The sequence below is a fragment of the Kerstersia similis genome (genome assembly GCF_965139615.1).
Taxonomy (GTDB): domain Bacteria; phylum Pseudomonadota; class Gammaproteobacteria; order Burkholderiales; family Burkholderiaceae_B; genus Kerstersia; species Kerstersia similis.
Map to the genome: position 1 here is coordinate 57,603 of NZ_CBCSIQ010000002.1, position 16,016 is coordinate 73,618.

Below are 16,016 nucleotides of genomic sequence, written 5' to 3' on the forward strand. Positions count from 1 at the left end.
GCTGGAAAGGATTCGCCCCATGACAAGCGCTGTACAAACCCAGATTTCGGTTCGTCCTGTATCCCCCGCGGATGTTGAGGCCTGGAATGCCTACTGGTCTGCGTACCAGGTGTTCTACAAAGTGGCGCTGGACGCCGATGTGACCCGGACGACCTGGGCACGTTTTTTTGATCCGGCAGAGCCGGTGTATTGCGCCGTTGCGGCGGATGAGGAACGAATCTACGGTTTTGTGACCTATCTCTATCATCGTTCCACCTGGGGGCGCAACGATTTCTGCTATCTGGAGGATCTGTTTGTGGATCCGGCAGCCCGGGGCCAGCAAGTCGGCAAGCAGCTGATCGAGTACGTTCAGGCCCAGGCACGCGAGCGGCAGTGCGATCGCCTGTATTGGCATACCCAGGAAACCAACCACACCGCCCAGCGCTTGTACGATTGGATCGCTGACAAACCCGGCCTGATCGAGTACCGCATGTCGCTGAAAAGCCAGGCGTAAACGGCAGGCTTTGTCGGCGCTTGTAAAATAATGGCCCCGCCTGTATTGGCGGGGCCATTGTTCGTGGGCGGCCGGCAGCGGTGCGGGGGTGTGGAACAAGCCGCGCCAGTAGTCATGACGTGCCGGCCGCGTGTCGGTACGTCAGTCCTGTTTTTTGGCAGCCTGCATCAGTTTGCGGCCACGACGGCGCTGCACCCAGACTTGCGCCATGGGAAGCAGCACGGACAGCACAATGATGGCCAGGGCCAGCAAGGTCAGGTTATCGCGCACGATAGGCAGGTTGCCGAACAGGTAGCCGCCATAGACGAAAAGCACCACCCAGAGAATGCCGCCCAGCGCGTTGTAGAGCATGAAGGTGCGGTAGTGCATGCGGCTCATGCCGGCGACAAAGGGGGCGAAGGTGCGGACGATCGGGGCGAAGCGCGCGATGATGATGGTCGAGCGGCCATGGCGTTGATAGAACTGCTCGGCCAGCATCAGATGGCTGCGCTTGAACAGCCGGGAATCCGGATTGCTGAACAGCTTGGCGCCGAAGTACTTGCCGATGGTGTAGTTCACGGTGTCGCCCAGGATGGCGGCGGCCAGCAGCAGCAGGGCGATGCCATGTACATGCAGGGGCGTATCCGGCAGCGCGGCAAATGCGCCCGTCATGAACAGCAGGGAATCGCCCGGCAGGAAGGGCGTGACGACCAGCCCGGTTTCGCAAAAAACGATCAGGAACAGGATCAGATAGACCCACACGCCATAATCGCGTATCAGCTCTGCCAGATGGGCGTCTATGTGCAGGATGAAGTCAAAAAGATAGACAAAGAAATCGCTGATGTAGCTGAAGAATTCCATCACAGGTCAGGCTAGGGTTCTGCGCGTATCGCGGAGCTGAAAGCATAGCGCTTCGCGATACGCAGCGGGGGCAGGGAATGAATGGAGGGACGCTTAATCCGGGCTCTGGTGCTGTTATGGCTTTAGGCCTCGGGATGGGCGGTTTTAGGCTTGCGCCGGCTCGTCTTTTTGGCTGGCGCCGCTGAGGTGGCGGCGCTTGGGTCAGCCGTTGTGGTTGTTGTGGCCGTTGACTGCGTGGCAGCGGCATCAGACGGCTGGGCCGTTGCGGCCGGGCGGGTCGCGTCGGTTGCGGGAGCAGCGGCCGAAGACACCGTGCTTTCCGGCTGTTTGCCGGACTTGGGGGCTCGGGTGCTTTTGCTGCCTTTGCTGCTTTTGGTGTCTTTGGGGGCGGAACGGCCTGTTTCTGCTTGGGCAGGGCGGTCCGTCGTTGCCGTGGCCGGCGTTGCCGCAACGGCGGGTGTATCCGGGCCACTCGGCTGGCCGCTGGCAAGGTGAGCTGCGGAGGCAAGGTCCGCATGTGCTGTTTTGCGATTGCTATTGCGGCTATTGCGCTGCGTTGCCGCGGTTCTGCGTGTGGGTTTCTTGGCGTTGGCCTGCACTGCGTCAGCGGGCAAGGCCTCTGCAGCCAGAGGCTCGGTGCTGGCGGTAGCTGGAGCGTCTGACGTTGCAGCCTGGGCGCGCGAAACCGCAGGGGCGGCTGTGGCGATTTCGGCGGCTGGGGTTGAGGGCGCTGATGAAGCGGCCACCAGGGCGGCCGTGGACGTGGCGCTCAATGGATCTGCCTCGGCGTCAGCCGTTGCCGGTTGCGCGGCCTGGCGGGGGCGTGTGTCACGTTGCCGTTCGCGCAGGCTGCCGTCGCCGTGGCGTTCGTCATCCTTGCTTTTTTTCCGCTCGCCCTGGCGTTTATCCTTGTCCCGCCGCTCATCCCGCCGGCGCGGCTGCTCTGCGCCTTTTTCGGATGGGTCGCTGCCTTCATGGCCGCGTTCGTCGCTGCTCGCCGGGCTTTCCACCAAGGCGGCATTGCCATCTCGCCAGACATAGGTGCCCGAGCGTTCATCGCGGCCCACGCGTAGCAGGCCTCTGGCTTGGGCTTCCTCTAGCAGATTGCCGAAGGCGCGAAAGCCGTAGTACGACTCATTGAAATCCGGGCGCCGCCGCTTGATGGCGTCTTTCAGCACGGATGCCCAGAGCTTGCTGCCATCGCCCCGTTCCGACGATAGGGCATCATAGGTTTCCATGGTGATTTCAAGCGCTTGGGCACGCCGGGTGTCCAGATCTTCGCGGCGGGGGCGGTTGTCCTCCGGGCTGGCGTTGCGTTTGCCTGCGCTGCCGTCACGGCTGCTGCCCTGGCGGCCGGAACGTCGTGCCTGCTCGCGCACCAGATCATCGTAGAAAATGAATTCATCGCAGTTGGCGATCAACAGGTCGGACGTCGATTGCTTCACGCCGACGCCTATGACTTGCTTGGCATTTTCACGCAGCTTCGATACCAGCGGGGAAAAGTCGGAATCCCCGCTGATGATGACGAAGGTATCGACATGCGACTTGGTGTAGCACAAGTCCAGCGCATCCACGACCAGCCGGATGTCTGCCGAGTTTTTGCCGGAGTGGCGCACATGGGGGATTTCGATCAGTTCGAAATTCGCCTCATGCATGGCGTTCTTGAAGCCCTTATAGCGATCCCAGTCGCAATAGGCCTTCTTCACCACAATGCTGCCCTTGACCAGCAAGCGTTCCAGTACCGGGCGGATGTCGAACTGCTCGTATTGGGCATCACGCACGCCCAGCGCAACATTCTCGAAATCGCAGAAAACGGCCATGCTGATGCTGTCGTTATTGCTTGTTGCCATGCGTGAAAGTCCCGAAAAAACATACAAAAACTGCATATTAATGTGTTTCTATGCGAGAGGCGTGCAAAAGTCCGGATTTGTGTGATGGCGGATGCTGTAACACATGGTGTATAAATCAGCCTGATCGCAGTACGGCTGAACCGCTAGGACGATTCTGGGTTCGCTCTGAGGTATTTCGCGGCTGGATTGCAAAAGAGAGCGTATCAATGGAAAAAGAAGAAGACTTTGGTACGTGCGATGAAAGGCTTCCTTTGGCATTGTTCGAGGAAGCAGCGGTGGCTATGGTATTTATGGACCGTGCGAGCCGTGTTTATTTTTTCAATCGTGCGTCGGAGCGGCTCTGGGGTTATGGCCGTTCGGAAGTTTTGGGGCGCGATGCCGGGTTCTTGCTGCCTGCTTCCTTGCGGTGCAGCAGTCCGTTGTTGGGCGGCCTGTCGCCTGCGGAATGTGACCATGAGCAGGCCGAGGCCATTTGTTCCGCGCAGGGGCGCGATGTTCGCGTGGTGCGCAAGGATGGCAGCCATGTCGGTGCCGTGATGGCGCTGGTGCAGTTGGGCGATGGTGGCAGTTTGCTGGTCGGCCTGTGCCGTGGTGTGCAATGCGAAGAAGTCAGGCTGGAGCCCTGGAAGAAGCTGGAAGGCGGCGATGGCTGCCAGTTGTGGTCGCCGCATGAGCAGGCGCGGCAGGCTCAGGAACAGAAAATCCGGGAACTCGAACGCGATATGCTGGCTGCCTTGACCAGCGGCATGTCTTTTGAAGAGCTGGGCCGGTATCTATGCCAGCAAGTGCATGGCATTGCGCCGGAGGTGTTGCCTTCCCTGATGACCGTGGATCTGGAAGCGGGAACGCTGCAGGAATGGTACATGGGTTTCCTGCCGGACGCTTATGTCAGCGCCATTGTCGGGCAAGGCGTAGGCGAAGGCGTCGGTAGCTGTGGCACGGCGGCGGCGCGCGGAGTGCGCGTCCCGGCCTACGATATCGCGACCGATCCGCTCTGGAATAATTTCCGGGCCGTGGCGCTGGCGCACGGTTTGCATGCGTGCTGGTCCTATCCCATCAAGCGCCGCGATGGCAGTGTGGCGGCCACTTTCTCGTTCTACTCCAGGGATGCGCGTTGGCCGTCAGCCTTGCACGAAAGAATTATCAGTGCCTGCGTGCACTTGTGCGCCTTGGCGGTGGAGCGTGAAGAAAGCCGGCAGCAAATGGCCAGGCTGGTGCAGTCCGATGCCTTGACGGGGCTGCCCAACCGGGGGCGCCTGCATGATTATGTCGATGCGCTGTTACGCCGTTCTCCTGAGCAGGAAATGGGTTTTTTCTGCCTGGATATCGACCGTTTGCAGGATATCAACGCGACCTTGGGCCATGTGGCAGGCGATCATGCCCTGGTGCAGCTGGCCAATGCCTTGCAGCAGGTGCTGAAATCCGGCGAGTTCCTGTGTCGTGCGGAAGGCGATTTGTTCGTGATCGTGATTCCGGGCTGCACCATTCGCCATGCGGCAGTGATGGCCGAGCGGCTGCTGGCTGCCGTGCGTGTGCCGGTGAATCTCGGCGGGCATCAATTGAGCATGTCCGCCAGTATTGGCATCAGCCATTACCCCGATGGCAAGCTGGACCGCGATACGCTTTTCAATAACGCCAAGAACGCCATGTATCGCGCCAAGCAGTCCGGTGGCGATGCCTACCAGTTTTTCAGCCCGGAAATGAACCAGCTGGCGCGTAGCCGCTTGCTGCTGGGCGCCGCGTTGAAGCGCGCCATTGCCAACAATGCACTGACGCTGGCGTACCAGCCGCAGGTCTATACGGCCAACGGCCAGTTGCATTGCATGGAAGCATTGGCGCGTTGGCATGACCCCAAATTGGGAGAAATTCCGCCGGGCCGTTTTATCAATCTGGCCGAGGAAATCGGCCAGATCGACGCGATCGGCGCCTGGGCACTCCGCGAAGCCTGCCGCCAGCTGGCGCAGTGGCGCAGCGATGGCCTGAAGGTTCCTGCCGTGGCGGTGAATCTGTCGCCTTTCAATTTCCGCAATCGTGAATTGCCGGCCATGCTGGCGGATCTGCTGCGGGAGTACGATTTGCAGGGCACGGATCTGACCATAGAAATTACCGAGAGCGCCATGATGGCCATGACGCCGGAAATGCAGGATCTGCTGCATCGTGTCCGGCAACTGGGCATCGGTTTGTCGGTGGACGATTTCGGAACGGGTTTCTCCAGCCTGTCCAATCTGGTGAATCTGCCCGTCACGGAAGTCAAGATCGACCGCAGCTTTATCAATAAAAGCCAGGAAGATCCCCGCTTGCAGGCGCTGGTGGCGGCCGTGATCGGGATTGGGCGCAGCCTGGGTCTGGCAGTGGTCGCAGAAGGCGTGGAGACGCGTGGGCAATGCGAGTTACTGGTGGCTTACCGCTGCCCGATTTCCCAGGGCTATCTGTTTTCACGCCCCTTGCCGGCGGCCGAGGTGCCGGCCTGGCTCAAACAGCTGGAAGGTGATAGCGGTTTTGTCTTTCAGCGTTGCCAGGGCGGGGATTGAGGGCAGGGATTGAACCCCAGGCGCTTGTTTGGTGTTTGTCCTTGTCCTGTCTGCGGGACTCCGATTGTGCGGTAACGCCGACGCCTTCGTGTGTCACTCAGGCAAGCAGCCTGGCATGAAAAAACAGGCGCCGCAAAGCGGGCGCCTGCCAGGCTGGCCTCATGAGTCGGCCCAGGCCGGTTCTTCCCAAGCCACTTGCCCAGGCCGTAAGTTCAGGCCTCGTTTGTTCAAGCCACTTGACGGCGGTTGGCGGCCAGGCGGCGTTTCAGGCTGATTTCCGCCATGTCGATTTCCTGCACCAGTCCACGCATGGTTTCATCATTGATGAGATTCTTGCGGCGCTGGGCATAGATGGCCCGCCGTTCCGCCTGCAGCCCGCGCAGGCGCATTTCCTGTTCGATGATATAGCGCTGCTTGCGTTCGATGATCGCTCGGGAGTCGCTTTGGCCTTCTGCATCTTCCTCGGGATCTTCATTGCCTTCGGGCTGATGGGCTTCCATCATTTCGATGCGGCGGCGGTATTCCTTGGTCAGCAGGCCGATGATTTCCTGGTGCTGCGTCAGCCATTTTTCGTCATGCGAGGCAATTTCGGCATCGGTAATGGCCATGCTGTTGATGGCTTGCTGGCAGGCCTGGATACGCGCCAGCCGTTCTTCTTCTTCGGCGTGGTCGGCGGTAGGCTTGGGCAGGCCGCGCAGCAGCAAGGGCAGGGCAATGCTGCCCAGGATCAAGGTCAGCAAGATGACGCCGGTCGCCAGGAAAACGACCAGGTCGCGGGCCGGAAACGGCGTCTTGGCGTTGAGCATCAAGGGGAATGACAGGGCCGCGGCCAGCGTCACCGCACCCCGGATACCGGCGAAGGTGGTGGCCACCAACAGGCGCTGCGAAGGGCGCTCAGGTGGCTTGCCGGGCGCATGGGTGCGGAAGAAGCGGCCATACACCACGAAGGTCAGCCAGAACCAGCGCACCAGCAGCAGGGCGGCGCCAATGATGAAGACAAAGCTTGTCAGCTCCCACCAGTGATAACTGTGGGATTCCATCATGGTGCGGGAGATGGTCGGCAATTGCAGGCCAAGCAGCAGGAAGATGGCGCCGTTGAAGGAAGATTCCACCATGGACCAGGTGCTGTCGGTCTGCAGGCGTTCATGGATGAATTCGCCCCGGTCCAGGTCTGCCATGTTCGTGGTGATCCCCGCGGCAACGGCAGCCAGAATGCCGGAGGTGCCGATGACTTCGGCCAGCAGGTACACCGCGAAAGGCAGCAAGACCAGCAGCAGCACCATTTGCGTGGCTGCCATATCGCCCAGCCGCCGGGTAATGTTCTTGCGGGCAGTGCTGAATCCCCAGCCCATCAAGGCGCCCAGGCTCAGGCCGCCGACGCACATCCAGACGAAGTCGCGGGCGGCATCCAGCGCAGAGAAGGCACCTGTCAGCGTGGCCGCCAGCGCAAATTTCAGCGCCACCAGGCCGGACGCATCATTGAGCAGCGATTCCCCTTCGAGGATGTGCATGGTCTTGTGCGGCATGCCCAGGTTGCGGGTAATCGCGGAAACGGCCACCGCATCCGTGGGCGAGACCACGGCCGCCAGCGCGAAGGCAACGGACAATGGCATGGACGGCAGCATCCAGTGGATCAGATAGCCCAGGCCCAGAACGGTCAGGAAAACCAAGCCGAATGCCAGCAGCAGTACGGGGCGATACAGGCCGAAGAGTTCACGTTTGGGAATCCGCCAGCCATCCGCGAACAGCAAAGGCGGGATGAACAGCAGCAGGAATAGTTCCGGATCGAAACCGATATGCAGGCCTGCCTGCGGCCATGAGAGCAATGCACCGATGGTGATCTGGATCAGGGGCAGGGGAATGGCCGTCAGGTAGCGCGAAGCTACGCCCGTGACGGCGCCTAGCATCAGTACCAGTAGGATGATCTCTACGGTGTGCATAGTGATATTGGCGACGACTGAAAACAGGAGGAAGGGTCAGGGTGCCATTGTGGCACGTGCCTTCTGTCATAGAGCAGAAGATTGATCATTTTTGTCTGCATAAGGCATTTTGTCTGCGGTATGTGGTTTGCATCAGGCAGGGTGACAGGCAGATTGATTTGACAAGCGCATCTTGCTGACTTTCAATATATAAAAATATATATTATTTATTTAAATATTGTTTCTTGTCGCTCAACCCGCTCAACCCGCATGGCGGGCAGCAATACATCCTTCTGGAGTCAGCGCATATGCATCAGACCGATTTCGTTGCGACAGTGTTCGATGGCCGCAGCAACCCCAATAAAGTCACCGTGGCCTTTACCATGGCAGTCAATGCCTTGCGCAAGGGGCATAGTGCGACGCTCATATTGATGGTGGAGGCCGTCGAGCTGGGCAAGCCGGGTGCCGTGGCAGGCATGGATATCGGCCAGCCGTTCGAGCCTGTGGAACAGTTGCTGGCGCAATACCTGGAGCTCGGGGGCCGCGTGGCAATCTGCGGTTCCTGCATGCTCCACAACGGCCTCAAGGCCGAAGACATGGATTCGCGTTATGCCATCATTACAGCCCCCGATGTCATTGACTTGCTGATGGGGGCGCGTGGTTCCTTGCAGATTACCTGAGGGAAGACGGATCTGCCGCGGGCCCGGCGGGCGCTGGCGTCAGCGTCCAGCCCTGGGCGTGTTGCTGGCTGCGCCAGAGGCGGGCATAAATGCCATCCTGGGCCAGCAGCTCGTCGTGGGTGCCTTGCTCCGCCAACCGCCCGTGGTTCATGACCAGTATCCGCCTGGCGTGCCGGATGCTGCGCAGGCGGTGGGCAATGGCAATGATCGTGCGGCCTTGCGCCAGCTCTGCGATGGCGCGTTGCAGCAGGGCTTCCGCAGACGGGTCCACACTGGCCGTGGCTTCATCGAGCAACAGAATCGGGGCATCCTTGAGCAAGGCGCGGGCGATGGAGAGACGCTGGCGTTCGCCACCGGACAAGGACGCGCCACCTTCGTCCAGCTGGGTGTCGTAGCCTTGCGGCAAGGCCATGATGAAGTCGTGCGCCTGGGCCCGGCGGGCGGCAGCTTCGACTGCCTCGCGAGTGGCATCGGGACGGCCGATGCGCAGATTGTCCAAGACACTCCCGGAGAACAGCACGACGTCCTGGAACACCATGCTGATAGACTGGTGCAACTGTTCCGTACCGATTTCACGCAGGTCAACGCCGCCCAGGCGGATGCTGCCCTGGTTGATATCCCACAGCCGGGCGATGAGATGAACCAGCGTGCTTTTGCCTGCGCCGCTGGGGCCCACCACGGCGGTCAAGCTTTGGGCGGGGATATGGCAGCTCAGGTCGCTGACGGCTGGCGTTGTTTCGCCATCGTAAGTGAAGCTGACGTTCTCGAAAACAATGGTGCGGCCGGCAGGCTGGCGCGGCGTCTCCGGTTCGTTCAGGGGGTGTTGCGCCAGAATGTCTTCAATGCGGGCCAGGGCGCGGGTGGCAAAACGCAATAGCAGGGTGGATAGGCCCAGGTCGTACAGCTGGCGGTAAACGGGTAGCGCCATGACCAGGAACAGCACCAGGACATCGGCGCTCAGGCTGCCATCCAGCAGCAGCCAGGCGCCGATCAGCGCCAGCAGGGCAAAACCGGTTTCGAGCACGAAGCCATAAAGCGATACCCATGGCGCCGGACGGCATTCCACGGCCAGGGCGGCGTCGAATTGCTGATCCAGGGCTGCTTTCAGTTTGTGCCAGGCACTGCCGAAACGGCCAAAACTGCGGATCACGGCGATGCCTTGGATATAGTCCAGCAGTTCGGCCTGCGCATGGGCGTTGGCGGTGAGGAATTGCGCCCCCGGTTTGGCGGCAACGCGTTGCCCCCACCACAGGGCCAGCAGCGCCAGCGGGATCATGGCCACGACCGCCAGCGCCAGGCGCCAATCCAGCCACAACAGGAAACATAGCAGGAAGCCGGGCATGGCCAGGCCGGCCACGAAAATACCAAGAAAGTGCGACCAAAGGTTTTCGACCAATTCCAGGTCGGACGTCAGGCGGGCACCGAGATCGCCGCCGCGCTGCCGGCCAAACCAACCCATAGGCAGTCGGCGCAGGTGGTCGGCGATGCGCAGGCGTGCTTCGCCCATCATGGCGTAGGCCCCCGCGAAAATCAGGGGCATGCTGCGTATGCCGGCAAAAATGCGCAAGGCAATGCATAGTGCCATGGCCAGCGCCTGCCAGGCAATGGATGCGGCGCTGGCGGCCCCGGCAAAGAGATCTTGCAGCAGCAGATACAGGATGGGATAGGGGGCAGCGGCGAAGAGACCTTCCAGCAAGGCCCAGGCCAAGCCTCGGGAAAGTCGCTGATCTTTGGTGCCGGACAGGCGGAAACCGGATTGAACCAGGGCGCGGATCATGATTGCAGGTCTCCTGCTGCGGGCGTCGATGTGGGGGCGAGTGTCCAGTCCCGCGCGGCTTCGTGGTCCAGCCAGAGTTGGCGGTACAGGGGGCAGGAATGCAGCAGGGCCTGGTGCGTGCCTTGCCCGGCGACCCGGCCTTGGTCCAGGACGACAATATGATCGGCATGCATGATGGTGTGCAGGCGGTGAGCAATGATAAGGACGGTCCGGCCCCGGCAGAGTGCGGCCATGGCTTCCTGCATCAGGGCTTCGTTTTCCGCGTCCGCATAGGAGGTGGCCTCGTCGAGAATCAGGATGGGTGCATCCTTCAGCAGGGCACGGGTGATGGAGAGGCGTTGGCGTTCGCCGCCGGACAGGCGGGCGCCGCGATCTCCCAGCTGCGTGTCATAGCCTTGCGGCAGCGCCATGATGAAATCGTGGGCCCTGGCCGCCTGGGCGGCGGCGATCATGGCTGCATCGCTGGCGTCCGGGCGTGCCAGCAGCAGGTTGTCGCGCACGCTGCCGTGAAACAGATAGACGTCCTGGAATACGATGGCAATGCGGGCCAGCAAGGCGTCCAGCGGCCAGGTACGGATGTCCCGGCCGCCGATCAGGATTTGTCCGGACTCGTATTCGTAGAGCCTGGGCAGCAGCCGCGCCACGGTGCTTTTCCCCGATCCGCTGGGGCCAACCAGCGCGGTGAGCCCGCCAGCCGGGGCATGGAAGCTGATGTCATCGAGCGCCAGACGTTCGCCGTAGCGGTGGCGCACATGTTGGAATGACAAAGCGAGGGGTGCCTGGGGCAGAACGGACGGGGCTGCGGCCTCATGCAGAACGGGGGCGCGCAGAATGGCGTCGATGCGGCTCAGTGCTTCTGCGCGCTGCATTTGCTCGCCCAGTGCAAAGGTCAGCCGCAGCAAAGGCAGCAGGACGCTGGGCGCGACCAGCAAGAACAGCAGATAGACGGGCATATCTATGCGGCCAGCCAGGAACAGCCAGGCACCAATGGGCGCGACGACCACAATATTCGCGGCCAGCAGGCCGGTGAACATGACCCAGCCAGTTGAGCTGCTGCGGGCGTAATCTGCAACCCAAAGGACAGCGCCACGTATGGCATCGGCCAGTTCGGCAAAGGAGCGGGCGGACAGTCCGAAGGACTTCACGACATGCACGCCACGTACGTACTCTCCGACCTGGTTGGCGATGCGTTTTTGCAGCGCGCTCCATTCCGCCATGCGCGAACCGGCACGCCGCATCATCCAGGCCTGCGCCAGCAGCGCCAGTGGCAGGGGCACCAGTGCGGCCAGCGCCAGGCGCCAATCCACCAGGAACAGCAGCAGCATCGCTGCCAATGGGGCGGCAGCGGCGGCGGCCGCATCCGGCAGCATATGGGCCAGGAAACCCTCCAGGCCGTTGATGTCGTCAGACAAGGTGCGGCGCAGGCTGCCGGATCCTCGGTTGGCAAAAAAGGACAGCGGTACTTCGCCCAGGCGGCGGGCCAGCGCCAGCCGCAATTGATATTGCGCCGTGAAAGCGCCCTTGTGCGCCAGCATGTGGCTGGCCGTCATCAAGATCCAGCGCAGGGCCAGGACGGCAAGCATGACGCCCAGATGGATCCAGACCGCCTGCATGTCGGTGCTTGGCGCCAGCAGTTGTGCCAGCACGAGGTACAGCAGCCAAAAGGGCAGAATGCTGCAAATGGCGGACAGAATCGCACACAGCACCGCCAGCCCCAGGGTGCCGGGCGCCATTCGAATCAACTGGCCGAAACTCAGGGCGGGTGGGTCGGCGGCAGGCGGTGGAGCGATGTCAGGTGCAGGAGCGTCGCGGCGAAGCGTAGGCATGAAGCAGTCTCTCTATCGAGCGAGTGATGGAGCAGACAGCATTGTGAGCGTGGCCGCGGCAGCTGACTTGTTTGCAATGCCGCAGATTCTTGGCGCGGTGCCGGAAATGTGTGAGGCAGGGGGGGGGGGCAGGCCGGCAGTGCCCGTTCCCGCAGAAGAAACGGGAGGAATGCTGTCCTGGCCTACCAGTGGCTGGGCGCTACGCCAAAGCGGCGCCGGAAGGCGGCGGTGAAACTGCTGGCATGCCGATAGCCGGTACGCTCGGCCGCCTGTTCGATACTCCAGCCTTCTTGACGCAGGCCACGGCTGGCGAGTTGCAGCCTGCATTCACGCAGAAAATGGAAGACGGATTGCCCATAGGCGGCCTGGAATTTTTCGCGCAGGCTGCTGCTGCTCATGCAGGCCAGGCGGGCCAGGTCGGCAAGGGTGTGATCGTGTTCCGGGTAGGTCAGCAGGTATTCCTTGACTCGTTCCAGGCGCGCCATATCACGGCTGGCCGGCCGTGAGGGAGCGGGCGCTGCCTGCTGCGTGCCGTTCAAGGCAGCGGCCAGAATTTGCAGGGCAACGCCTTCTTGCCAAAGCCGTCCCAGGCTGCCTTGCCAGCGAGGGTCGAACAGACTGTTGGCTGCTTGCAGCAGGACGGGATCAGCCTGCCAATGCTGCAAACGCAGTTGGGGGTCATCCAGCCATTGCGCCAGTTCAGGCACGTGCGTGCCGGCGGCATCGGCCAGCTGTGCGGAGCGCGCCATCAATGCCACGCTGCGTAGTCTCAGGCCGGCGGGGTGGCTGCCTGTCATGCTCTCCGTGTGCCGATGGCTGGCGGTAATGGCATGCTTGGGTGTCAGTGCCAGGGTCTCGCGGCGGGAGCCGAGGTGGGCTTCGGTATGGCCGTCGAGCATCAGGATGGCCGTGAAACCGGGGGCAATCAGTGAGCTGGCGCTGTAGCGGTAGTGGTTGAGGACATCCGATACGATCAGTGTGAACCCGTGGCTGACAGGAATTTCCTGAATCGTGCCTTCCGCCAGGATGTCGTCTTCGTTTTGTATCGCAGAGGCTTCGATCGTCGGCCAGCGATAACGGAAACCATGCCGTTCGCCGAAGCGACGGTAGTCTGCCATGCTGAAATGTTGAATAGCAGCCATAGCGCTTTAGATGACCAGGAATGACAGGTTAGCTGAGGTGGGGGGGACGGAAACGGCAGGCGCCGGATGAAGGCCTGGGCTGCCTGTCATGGAGCATGGGTATCCGGCGGGGATGGAAGCGAGGAGAGCGAGATCAAAGCCCCCAAGCACACACCGGCAGAATCAGTGGCGAAGCATATTCGTTACTGATAATCATTGTCAATCGTTGGGGTGAGAGCGCAGCGCACACAGGGGATAGCCGCGCCACCGCCGCCTCGAGGCGGGCGGGCCGGTGCGGGCGGCTGGTGTCAGATATCGTCGAATTCCTTGATGTGCTGCCAATGCTGGGCGATGTCTTCCAGGCTGCGGCATGCCACCCGCGCCAGGTTGGTGGGATAGACGACAGCTGGGTTTTCGCAAAACCGGGTGGCGGTGAACTGGCCGTTACTGGCGCGCAGAATGAGGCCCGTGTCCTGGCATAGTGGGCTGGCCAGATACAGGACGCCTGGGGCCACCCATTCCGGCTTGAGATCTTCGGGAGGGTGTGTCACGCCCCACATGCGGGTCTTGGCGACTGGCGATATCGCATTGACGAGAATGCCATGTGGCTGGCCTTCCATGCTCAAGGCATTCATGAGGCCCAGCTGTGCCATTTTTCCGGCTGCATACGCCGTCAGGCCCGGTTGCGCGTATTGCTGGTACATCGCCCGGTCCGAAGTATTGAGGACGATGCGCGGCGAGGCAGACTGTTTGAGATGAGGCCAGGCGTGCTTGCTCAGCCAGATCGGCGCACGTAGGTTGATATCCAGGGCACGCTCTAGGAACGCATCTTCCTGTTCTTCAATGGATTGATAGCCTACCCAGCCGGCGTTGTGGATCAGAATATCCAGCTTGCCAAATTGCGCAATGGCCAGCGCAATGAGCTGTTTGCAGCCGGCTTCTTGATCCAGCCGCCCGCTGTGTGTGACCAGTTGCCCGTCATCGGCCGGCAAGGTGCTGGCGGCCTCGGTGATCAGGTTCTGATCGGCTCCCGCGCCAGCCCGGTCAGTGCCCAGGTCGCTGGCAACCACTTGCGCGCCACGCGCCAGCAATGCATGCACATAGGCTAGTCCTAGCCCCTGGGCGGCGCCAGTCACGATAGCTACCTTGCCCTGGAAAAGCGTATTTGTTGGATGGGGTTTCTGTGTCATCGCGCATTTCCGTGAAATCGAATGTCACGATGATGACGCCGTCAGAACAGTTCGTAAAATATATTGTTCATACCAAAATAAGACTTAAATCGTCTTGTTTTCGGTTGCTGATGCCATGGCCTCACGTAATTCTTCGATCAGCCTGTCCCGGATGATGCAAGGGGCATGCTCGCGCCAGGCCATTAATAATTCCACTTGATGCAATGCATCAGGGGCGTCCACCTGCATCGGACGGAACACGACATCCTCACGTGCCTCTTGAGCCAGGGAGGCTGGCAGCAGCGCGATGCCGAAGCCGCCCGCTACCAGGGCAATCAGTGTCTGCAGCTGTCGCGCCTGCTGAACAATGCGGGGCACAAAGCCCGCCGTTGCGCACAGCTGAATCAGCTGGTCATGAAAGCCTTGGCCCAGGTGCCGGTGTGAGGAGACGAAGGCTTCCTCATGCAGCGCGGCCAGTGGAATGGCCGGTCTGTCTGCAAGGCGATGCCCGGTGGGCAGCGCAATAACAAATGGCTCGCGCAACAGCGAGCAGAATCGCAGGCCGGGCGCGGTTCTGCCTGGCGGCCGCATGAGGCCGAGGTTGGCACGGCCCTGTTCCAGGGCTTCGATTTGCTCTTGTGTCGTCGCTTCCCGCATGGTGAATGACACTGCCGGGAATGTGGTGCGAAAGCGTTGTAGCGCGCGCAGCAATGCAGGGTAGGGGGCGATATTGATGAAGGTCAGGATCAAATGACCCTCAATGCCTTGCGCCACGCGTCTGGCCTGCTCGACACTCTCGCCAAGAAGATGCAGCACTTTTTTGGATGACGCCAGAAAAGCTGCGCCTGCAGGCGTCAGCGATACACGCCGATTCGTGCGTTCGAAGAGCGGTGCGCCAATTTCTTGCTCCAGCCGACGAATCGCCTGGCTCAATGGTGGTTGCGCCATGTGGAGCCGTTCCGCCGCCCGGTTGAAGTGCAATTCTTCTGCAACGGCGATGAACTGGTGAAGGAGTCGGGTTTCGATCATGCGATGTCACGCCTATCCATGATGGCCCCTGAATTTCAAAACCGCCATGCGGCGGATGCCTGCATGGCGGTCAGAGGGCAAGGCCGGGTTGCGACCTGCCTGGCGGGCAGCCCGGACACTGAACCGGGCTGCAATCCGTGCGGAATCAGGCGGTCGGGGCCTGGCGGCTGGCTTCAAACAGGAACCAGGTGCGGCGCTCGGCTTCGTCGATCCAGTTTTCCAGCAGGCTGGAGCTGGCGATATCGTTGTATTCGTCAGTGACGGCGTGCGCAGCGCGCAGCGAGGCCGCCAGGGCCTTGTTGTCGTCACGCAGTTCGGCCAGCATGTCTTGCGGATCGACGTAATCGGCGTCGTTATCCAGCACACGCTGGGTACGGGCGATATGGCCGATGGAGCGCAAGGTGGTGCCGCCGACTTTACGGATGCGCTCGGCGATGTCGTCGGTCATGGCAAACAGCTGCTCGCCTTGTTCGTCGAACATCAGGTGATAGTCACGGAAATGCGGGCCGCTGACATGCCAGTGGAAATTCTTGGTTTTCAGATACAGTGCGAACACATCGGCCAGAAGCTGATTGAGCGCTGCCGAAATATCACGGGTGGCATCGGTGCCCAGATCAGTCGGGGTTGCCAGAGGACGCTTGCGACGTTGTACTGCGGCACTTGCTTGCTTGGAATCCAGTTTTTTTGCCATGGCAAAACACTCCTGTTGGGTTGAGTTCTGTTGCTGCGAGCGTTGCCGGGCGGGTTGTCCGGCATCGCTGAAAGTCTTGGCATTGCTGAC

General features: G+C 61.3%; 12 protein-coding genes. 3 read left to right on the forward strand and 9 right to left on the reverse strand.

Features of this window, described 5'->3' with window-relative positions:
• Positions 1 to 19: 19 nt before the first annotated feature.
• On the forward strand, positions 20 to 493 hold the full coding sequence (locus ACNA1V_RS01565) for a GNAT family N-acetyltransferase (protein ID WP_415831827.1): 474 nt from the start codon (positions 20 to 22) through the stop codon (positions 491 to 493).
• 141 nt (positions 494 to 634) lie between these two features.
• Here ACNA1V_RS01565 and ACNA1V_RS01570 read toward each other — a convergent pair whose 3' ends face one another.
• The gene (locus tag ACNA1V_RS01570) at positions 635 to 1,333 is read right to left on the reverse strand and encodes a DedA family protein (RefSeq protein WP_415832019.1); all 699 of its coding nucleotides are present in this window, start codon (positions 1,331 to 1,333) and stop codon (positions 635 to 637) included.
• Positions 1,334 to 1,455: 122 nt separating this feature from the next.
• The gene (locus tag ACNA1V_RS01575; protein WP_415831828.1) at positions 1,456 to 3,183 is read right to left on the reverse strand and encodes an NYN domain-containing protein; all 1,728 of its coding nucleotides are present in this window, start codon (positions 3,181 to 3,183) and stop codon (positions 1,456 to 1,458) included.
• A 206-nt stretch (positions 3,184 to 3,389) separates the two neighbouring features.
• Between ACNA1V_RS01575 and ACNA1V_RS01580 the strand changes: the two genes are divergently transcribed.
• The gene (locus ACNA1V_RS01580) at positions 3,390 to 5,714 is read left to right on the forward strand and encodes an EAL domain-containing protein (RefSeq protein WP_415831829.1); all 2,325 of its coding nucleotides are present in this window, start codon (positions 3,390 to 3,392) and stop codon (positions 5,712 to 5,714) included.
• A 227-nt stretch (positions 5,715 to 5,941) separates the two neighbouring features.
• Here ACNA1V_RS01580 and ACNA1V_RS01585 read toward each other — a convergent pair whose 3' ends face one another.
• Positions 5,942 to 7,654 (reverse strand): Na+/H+ antiporter, encoded by a 1,713-nt coding sequence (locus ACNA1V_RS01585; protein ID WP_415831830.1) that lies wholly within the window; start codon positions 7,652 to 7,654, stop codon positions 5,942 to 5,944.
• 287 nt (positions 7,655 to 7,941) lie between these two features.
• Here ACNA1V_RS01585 and ACNA1V_RS01590 point away from each other — a divergent pair, with 287 nt between their 5' ends.
• Positions 7,942 to 8,313, forward strand: a complete 372-nt coding sequence (locus ACNA1V_RS01590; protein ID WP_415831831.1) for a DsrE family protein — start codon at positions 7,942 to 7,944, stop codon at positions 8,311 to 8,313.
• On the opposite strand, the gene ACNA1V_RS01595 is transcribed toward ACNA1V_RS01590, so the two are convergent.
• The 6 genes from ACNA1V_RS01595 to ACNA1V_RS01620 form a co-directional block, all read right to left on the reverse strand.
• Positions 8,306 to 10,090 carry an ABC transporter ATP-binding protein gene (locus ACNA1V_RS01595; protein ID WP_415831832.1) on the reverse strand — a complete coding sequence of 595 codons (1,785 nt, stop codon included), beginning with the start codon at positions 10,088 to 10,090 and terminating at the stop codon, positions 8,306 to 8,308. The genes ACNA1V_RS01590 and ACNA1V_RS01595 overlap by 8 nt on opposite strands.
• Positions 10,087 to 11,916: an ABC transporter ATP-binding protein gene (locus ACNA1V_RS01600; RefSeq protein ID WP_415831833.1), complete on the reverse strand. Its 1,830-nt coding sequence runs from the start codon at positions 11,914 to 11,916 to the stop codon at positions 10,087 to 10,089. Before ACNA1V_RS01600 ends, ACNA1V_RS01595 begins: the two co-directional genes overlap by 4 nt.
• A 182-nt stretch (positions 11,917 to 12,098) precedes the next feature.
• Entirely contained in the window at positions 12,099 to 13,058 is a 960-nt protein-coding gene (locus ACNA1V_RS01605) for a helix-turn-helix transcriptional regulator (RefSeq protein WP_415831834.1), read from the reverse strand.
• Positions 13,059 to 13,345: 287 nt separating this feature from the next.
• Complete coding sequence (locus tag ACNA1V_RS01610) at positions 13,346 to 14,227, reverse strand: SDR family NAD(P)-dependent oxidoreductase (RefSeq protein WP_415831835.1); 882 nt, start codon at positions 14,225 to 14,227, stop codon at positions 13,346 to 13,348.
• 84 nt (positions 14,228 to 14,311) lie between these two features.
• The gene (locus tag ACNA1V_RS01615; protein ID WP_415831836.1) at positions 14,312 to 15,235 is read right to left on the reverse strand and encodes a LysR substrate-binding domain-containing protein; all 924 of its coding nucleotides are present in this window, start codon (positions 15,233 to 15,235) and stop codon (positions 14,312 to 14,314) included.
• 145 nt (positions 15,236 to 15,380) lie between these two features.
• Complete coding sequence (locus tag ACNA1V_RS01620; RefSeq protein WP_415831837.1) at positions 15,381 to 15,926, reverse strand: Dps family protein; 546 nt, start codon at positions 15,924 to 15,926, stop codon at positions 15,381 to 15,383.
• Positions 15,927 to 16,016 lie beyond the last annotated feature (90 nt).

Excerpts from the sequence above, each read along its gene's own strand:
- ACNA1V_RS01565 (WP_415831827.1), top strand. The coding sequence starts at position 20 with ATGACAAGCGCTGTACAAACCCAGATTTCGGTTCGTCCTGTATCCCCC.
- ACNA1V_RS01570 (WP_415832019.1), bottom strand. The coding sequence starts at position 1,333 with ATGGAATTCTTCAGCTACATCAGCGATTTCTTTGTCTATCTTTTTGAC.
- ACNA1V_RS01575 (WP_415831828.1), bottom strand. The coding sequence starts at position 3,183 with ATGGCAACAAGCAATAACGACAGCATCAGCATGGCCGTTTTCTGCGAT.
- ACNA1V_RS01580 (WP_415831829.1), top strand. The coding sequence starts at position 3,390 with ATGGAAAAAGAAGAAGACTTTGGTACGTGCGATGAAAGGCTTCCTTTG.
- ACNA1V_RS01585 (WP_415831830.1), bottom strand. The coding sequence starts at position 7,654 with ATGCACACCGTAGAGATCATCCTACTGGTACTGATGCTAGGCGCCGTC.
- ACNA1V_RS01590 (WP_415831831.1), top strand. The coding sequence starts at position 7,942 with ATGCATCAGACCGATTTCGTTGCGACAGTGTTCGATGGCCGCAGCAAC.
- ACNA1V_RS01595 (WP_415831832.1), bottom strand. The coding sequence starts at position 10,090 with ATGATCCGCGCCCTGGTTCAATCCGGTTTCCGCCTGTCCGGCACCAAA.
- ACNA1V_RS01600 (WP_415831833.1), bottom strand. The coding sequence starts at position 11,916 with ATGCCTACGCTTCGCCGCGACGCTCCTGCACCTGACATCGCTCCACCG.
- ACNA1V_RS01605 (WP_415831834.1), bottom strand. The coding sequence starts at position 13,058 with ATGGCTGCTATTCAACATTTCAGCATGGCAGACTACCGTCGCTTCGGC.
- ACNA1V_RS01610 (WP_415831835.1), bottom strand. The coding sequence starts at position 14,227 with ATGACACAGAAACCCCATCCAACAAATACGCTTTTCCAGGGCAAGGTA.
- ACNA1V_RS01615 (WP_415831836.1), bottom strand. The coding sequence starts at position 15,235 with ATGATCGAAACCCGACTCCTTCACCAGTTCATCGCCGTTGCAGAAGAA.
- ACNA1V_RS01620 (WP_415831837.1), bottom strand. The coding sequence starts at position 15,926 with ATGGCAAAAAAACTGGATTCCAAGCAAGCAAGTGCCGCAGTACAACGT.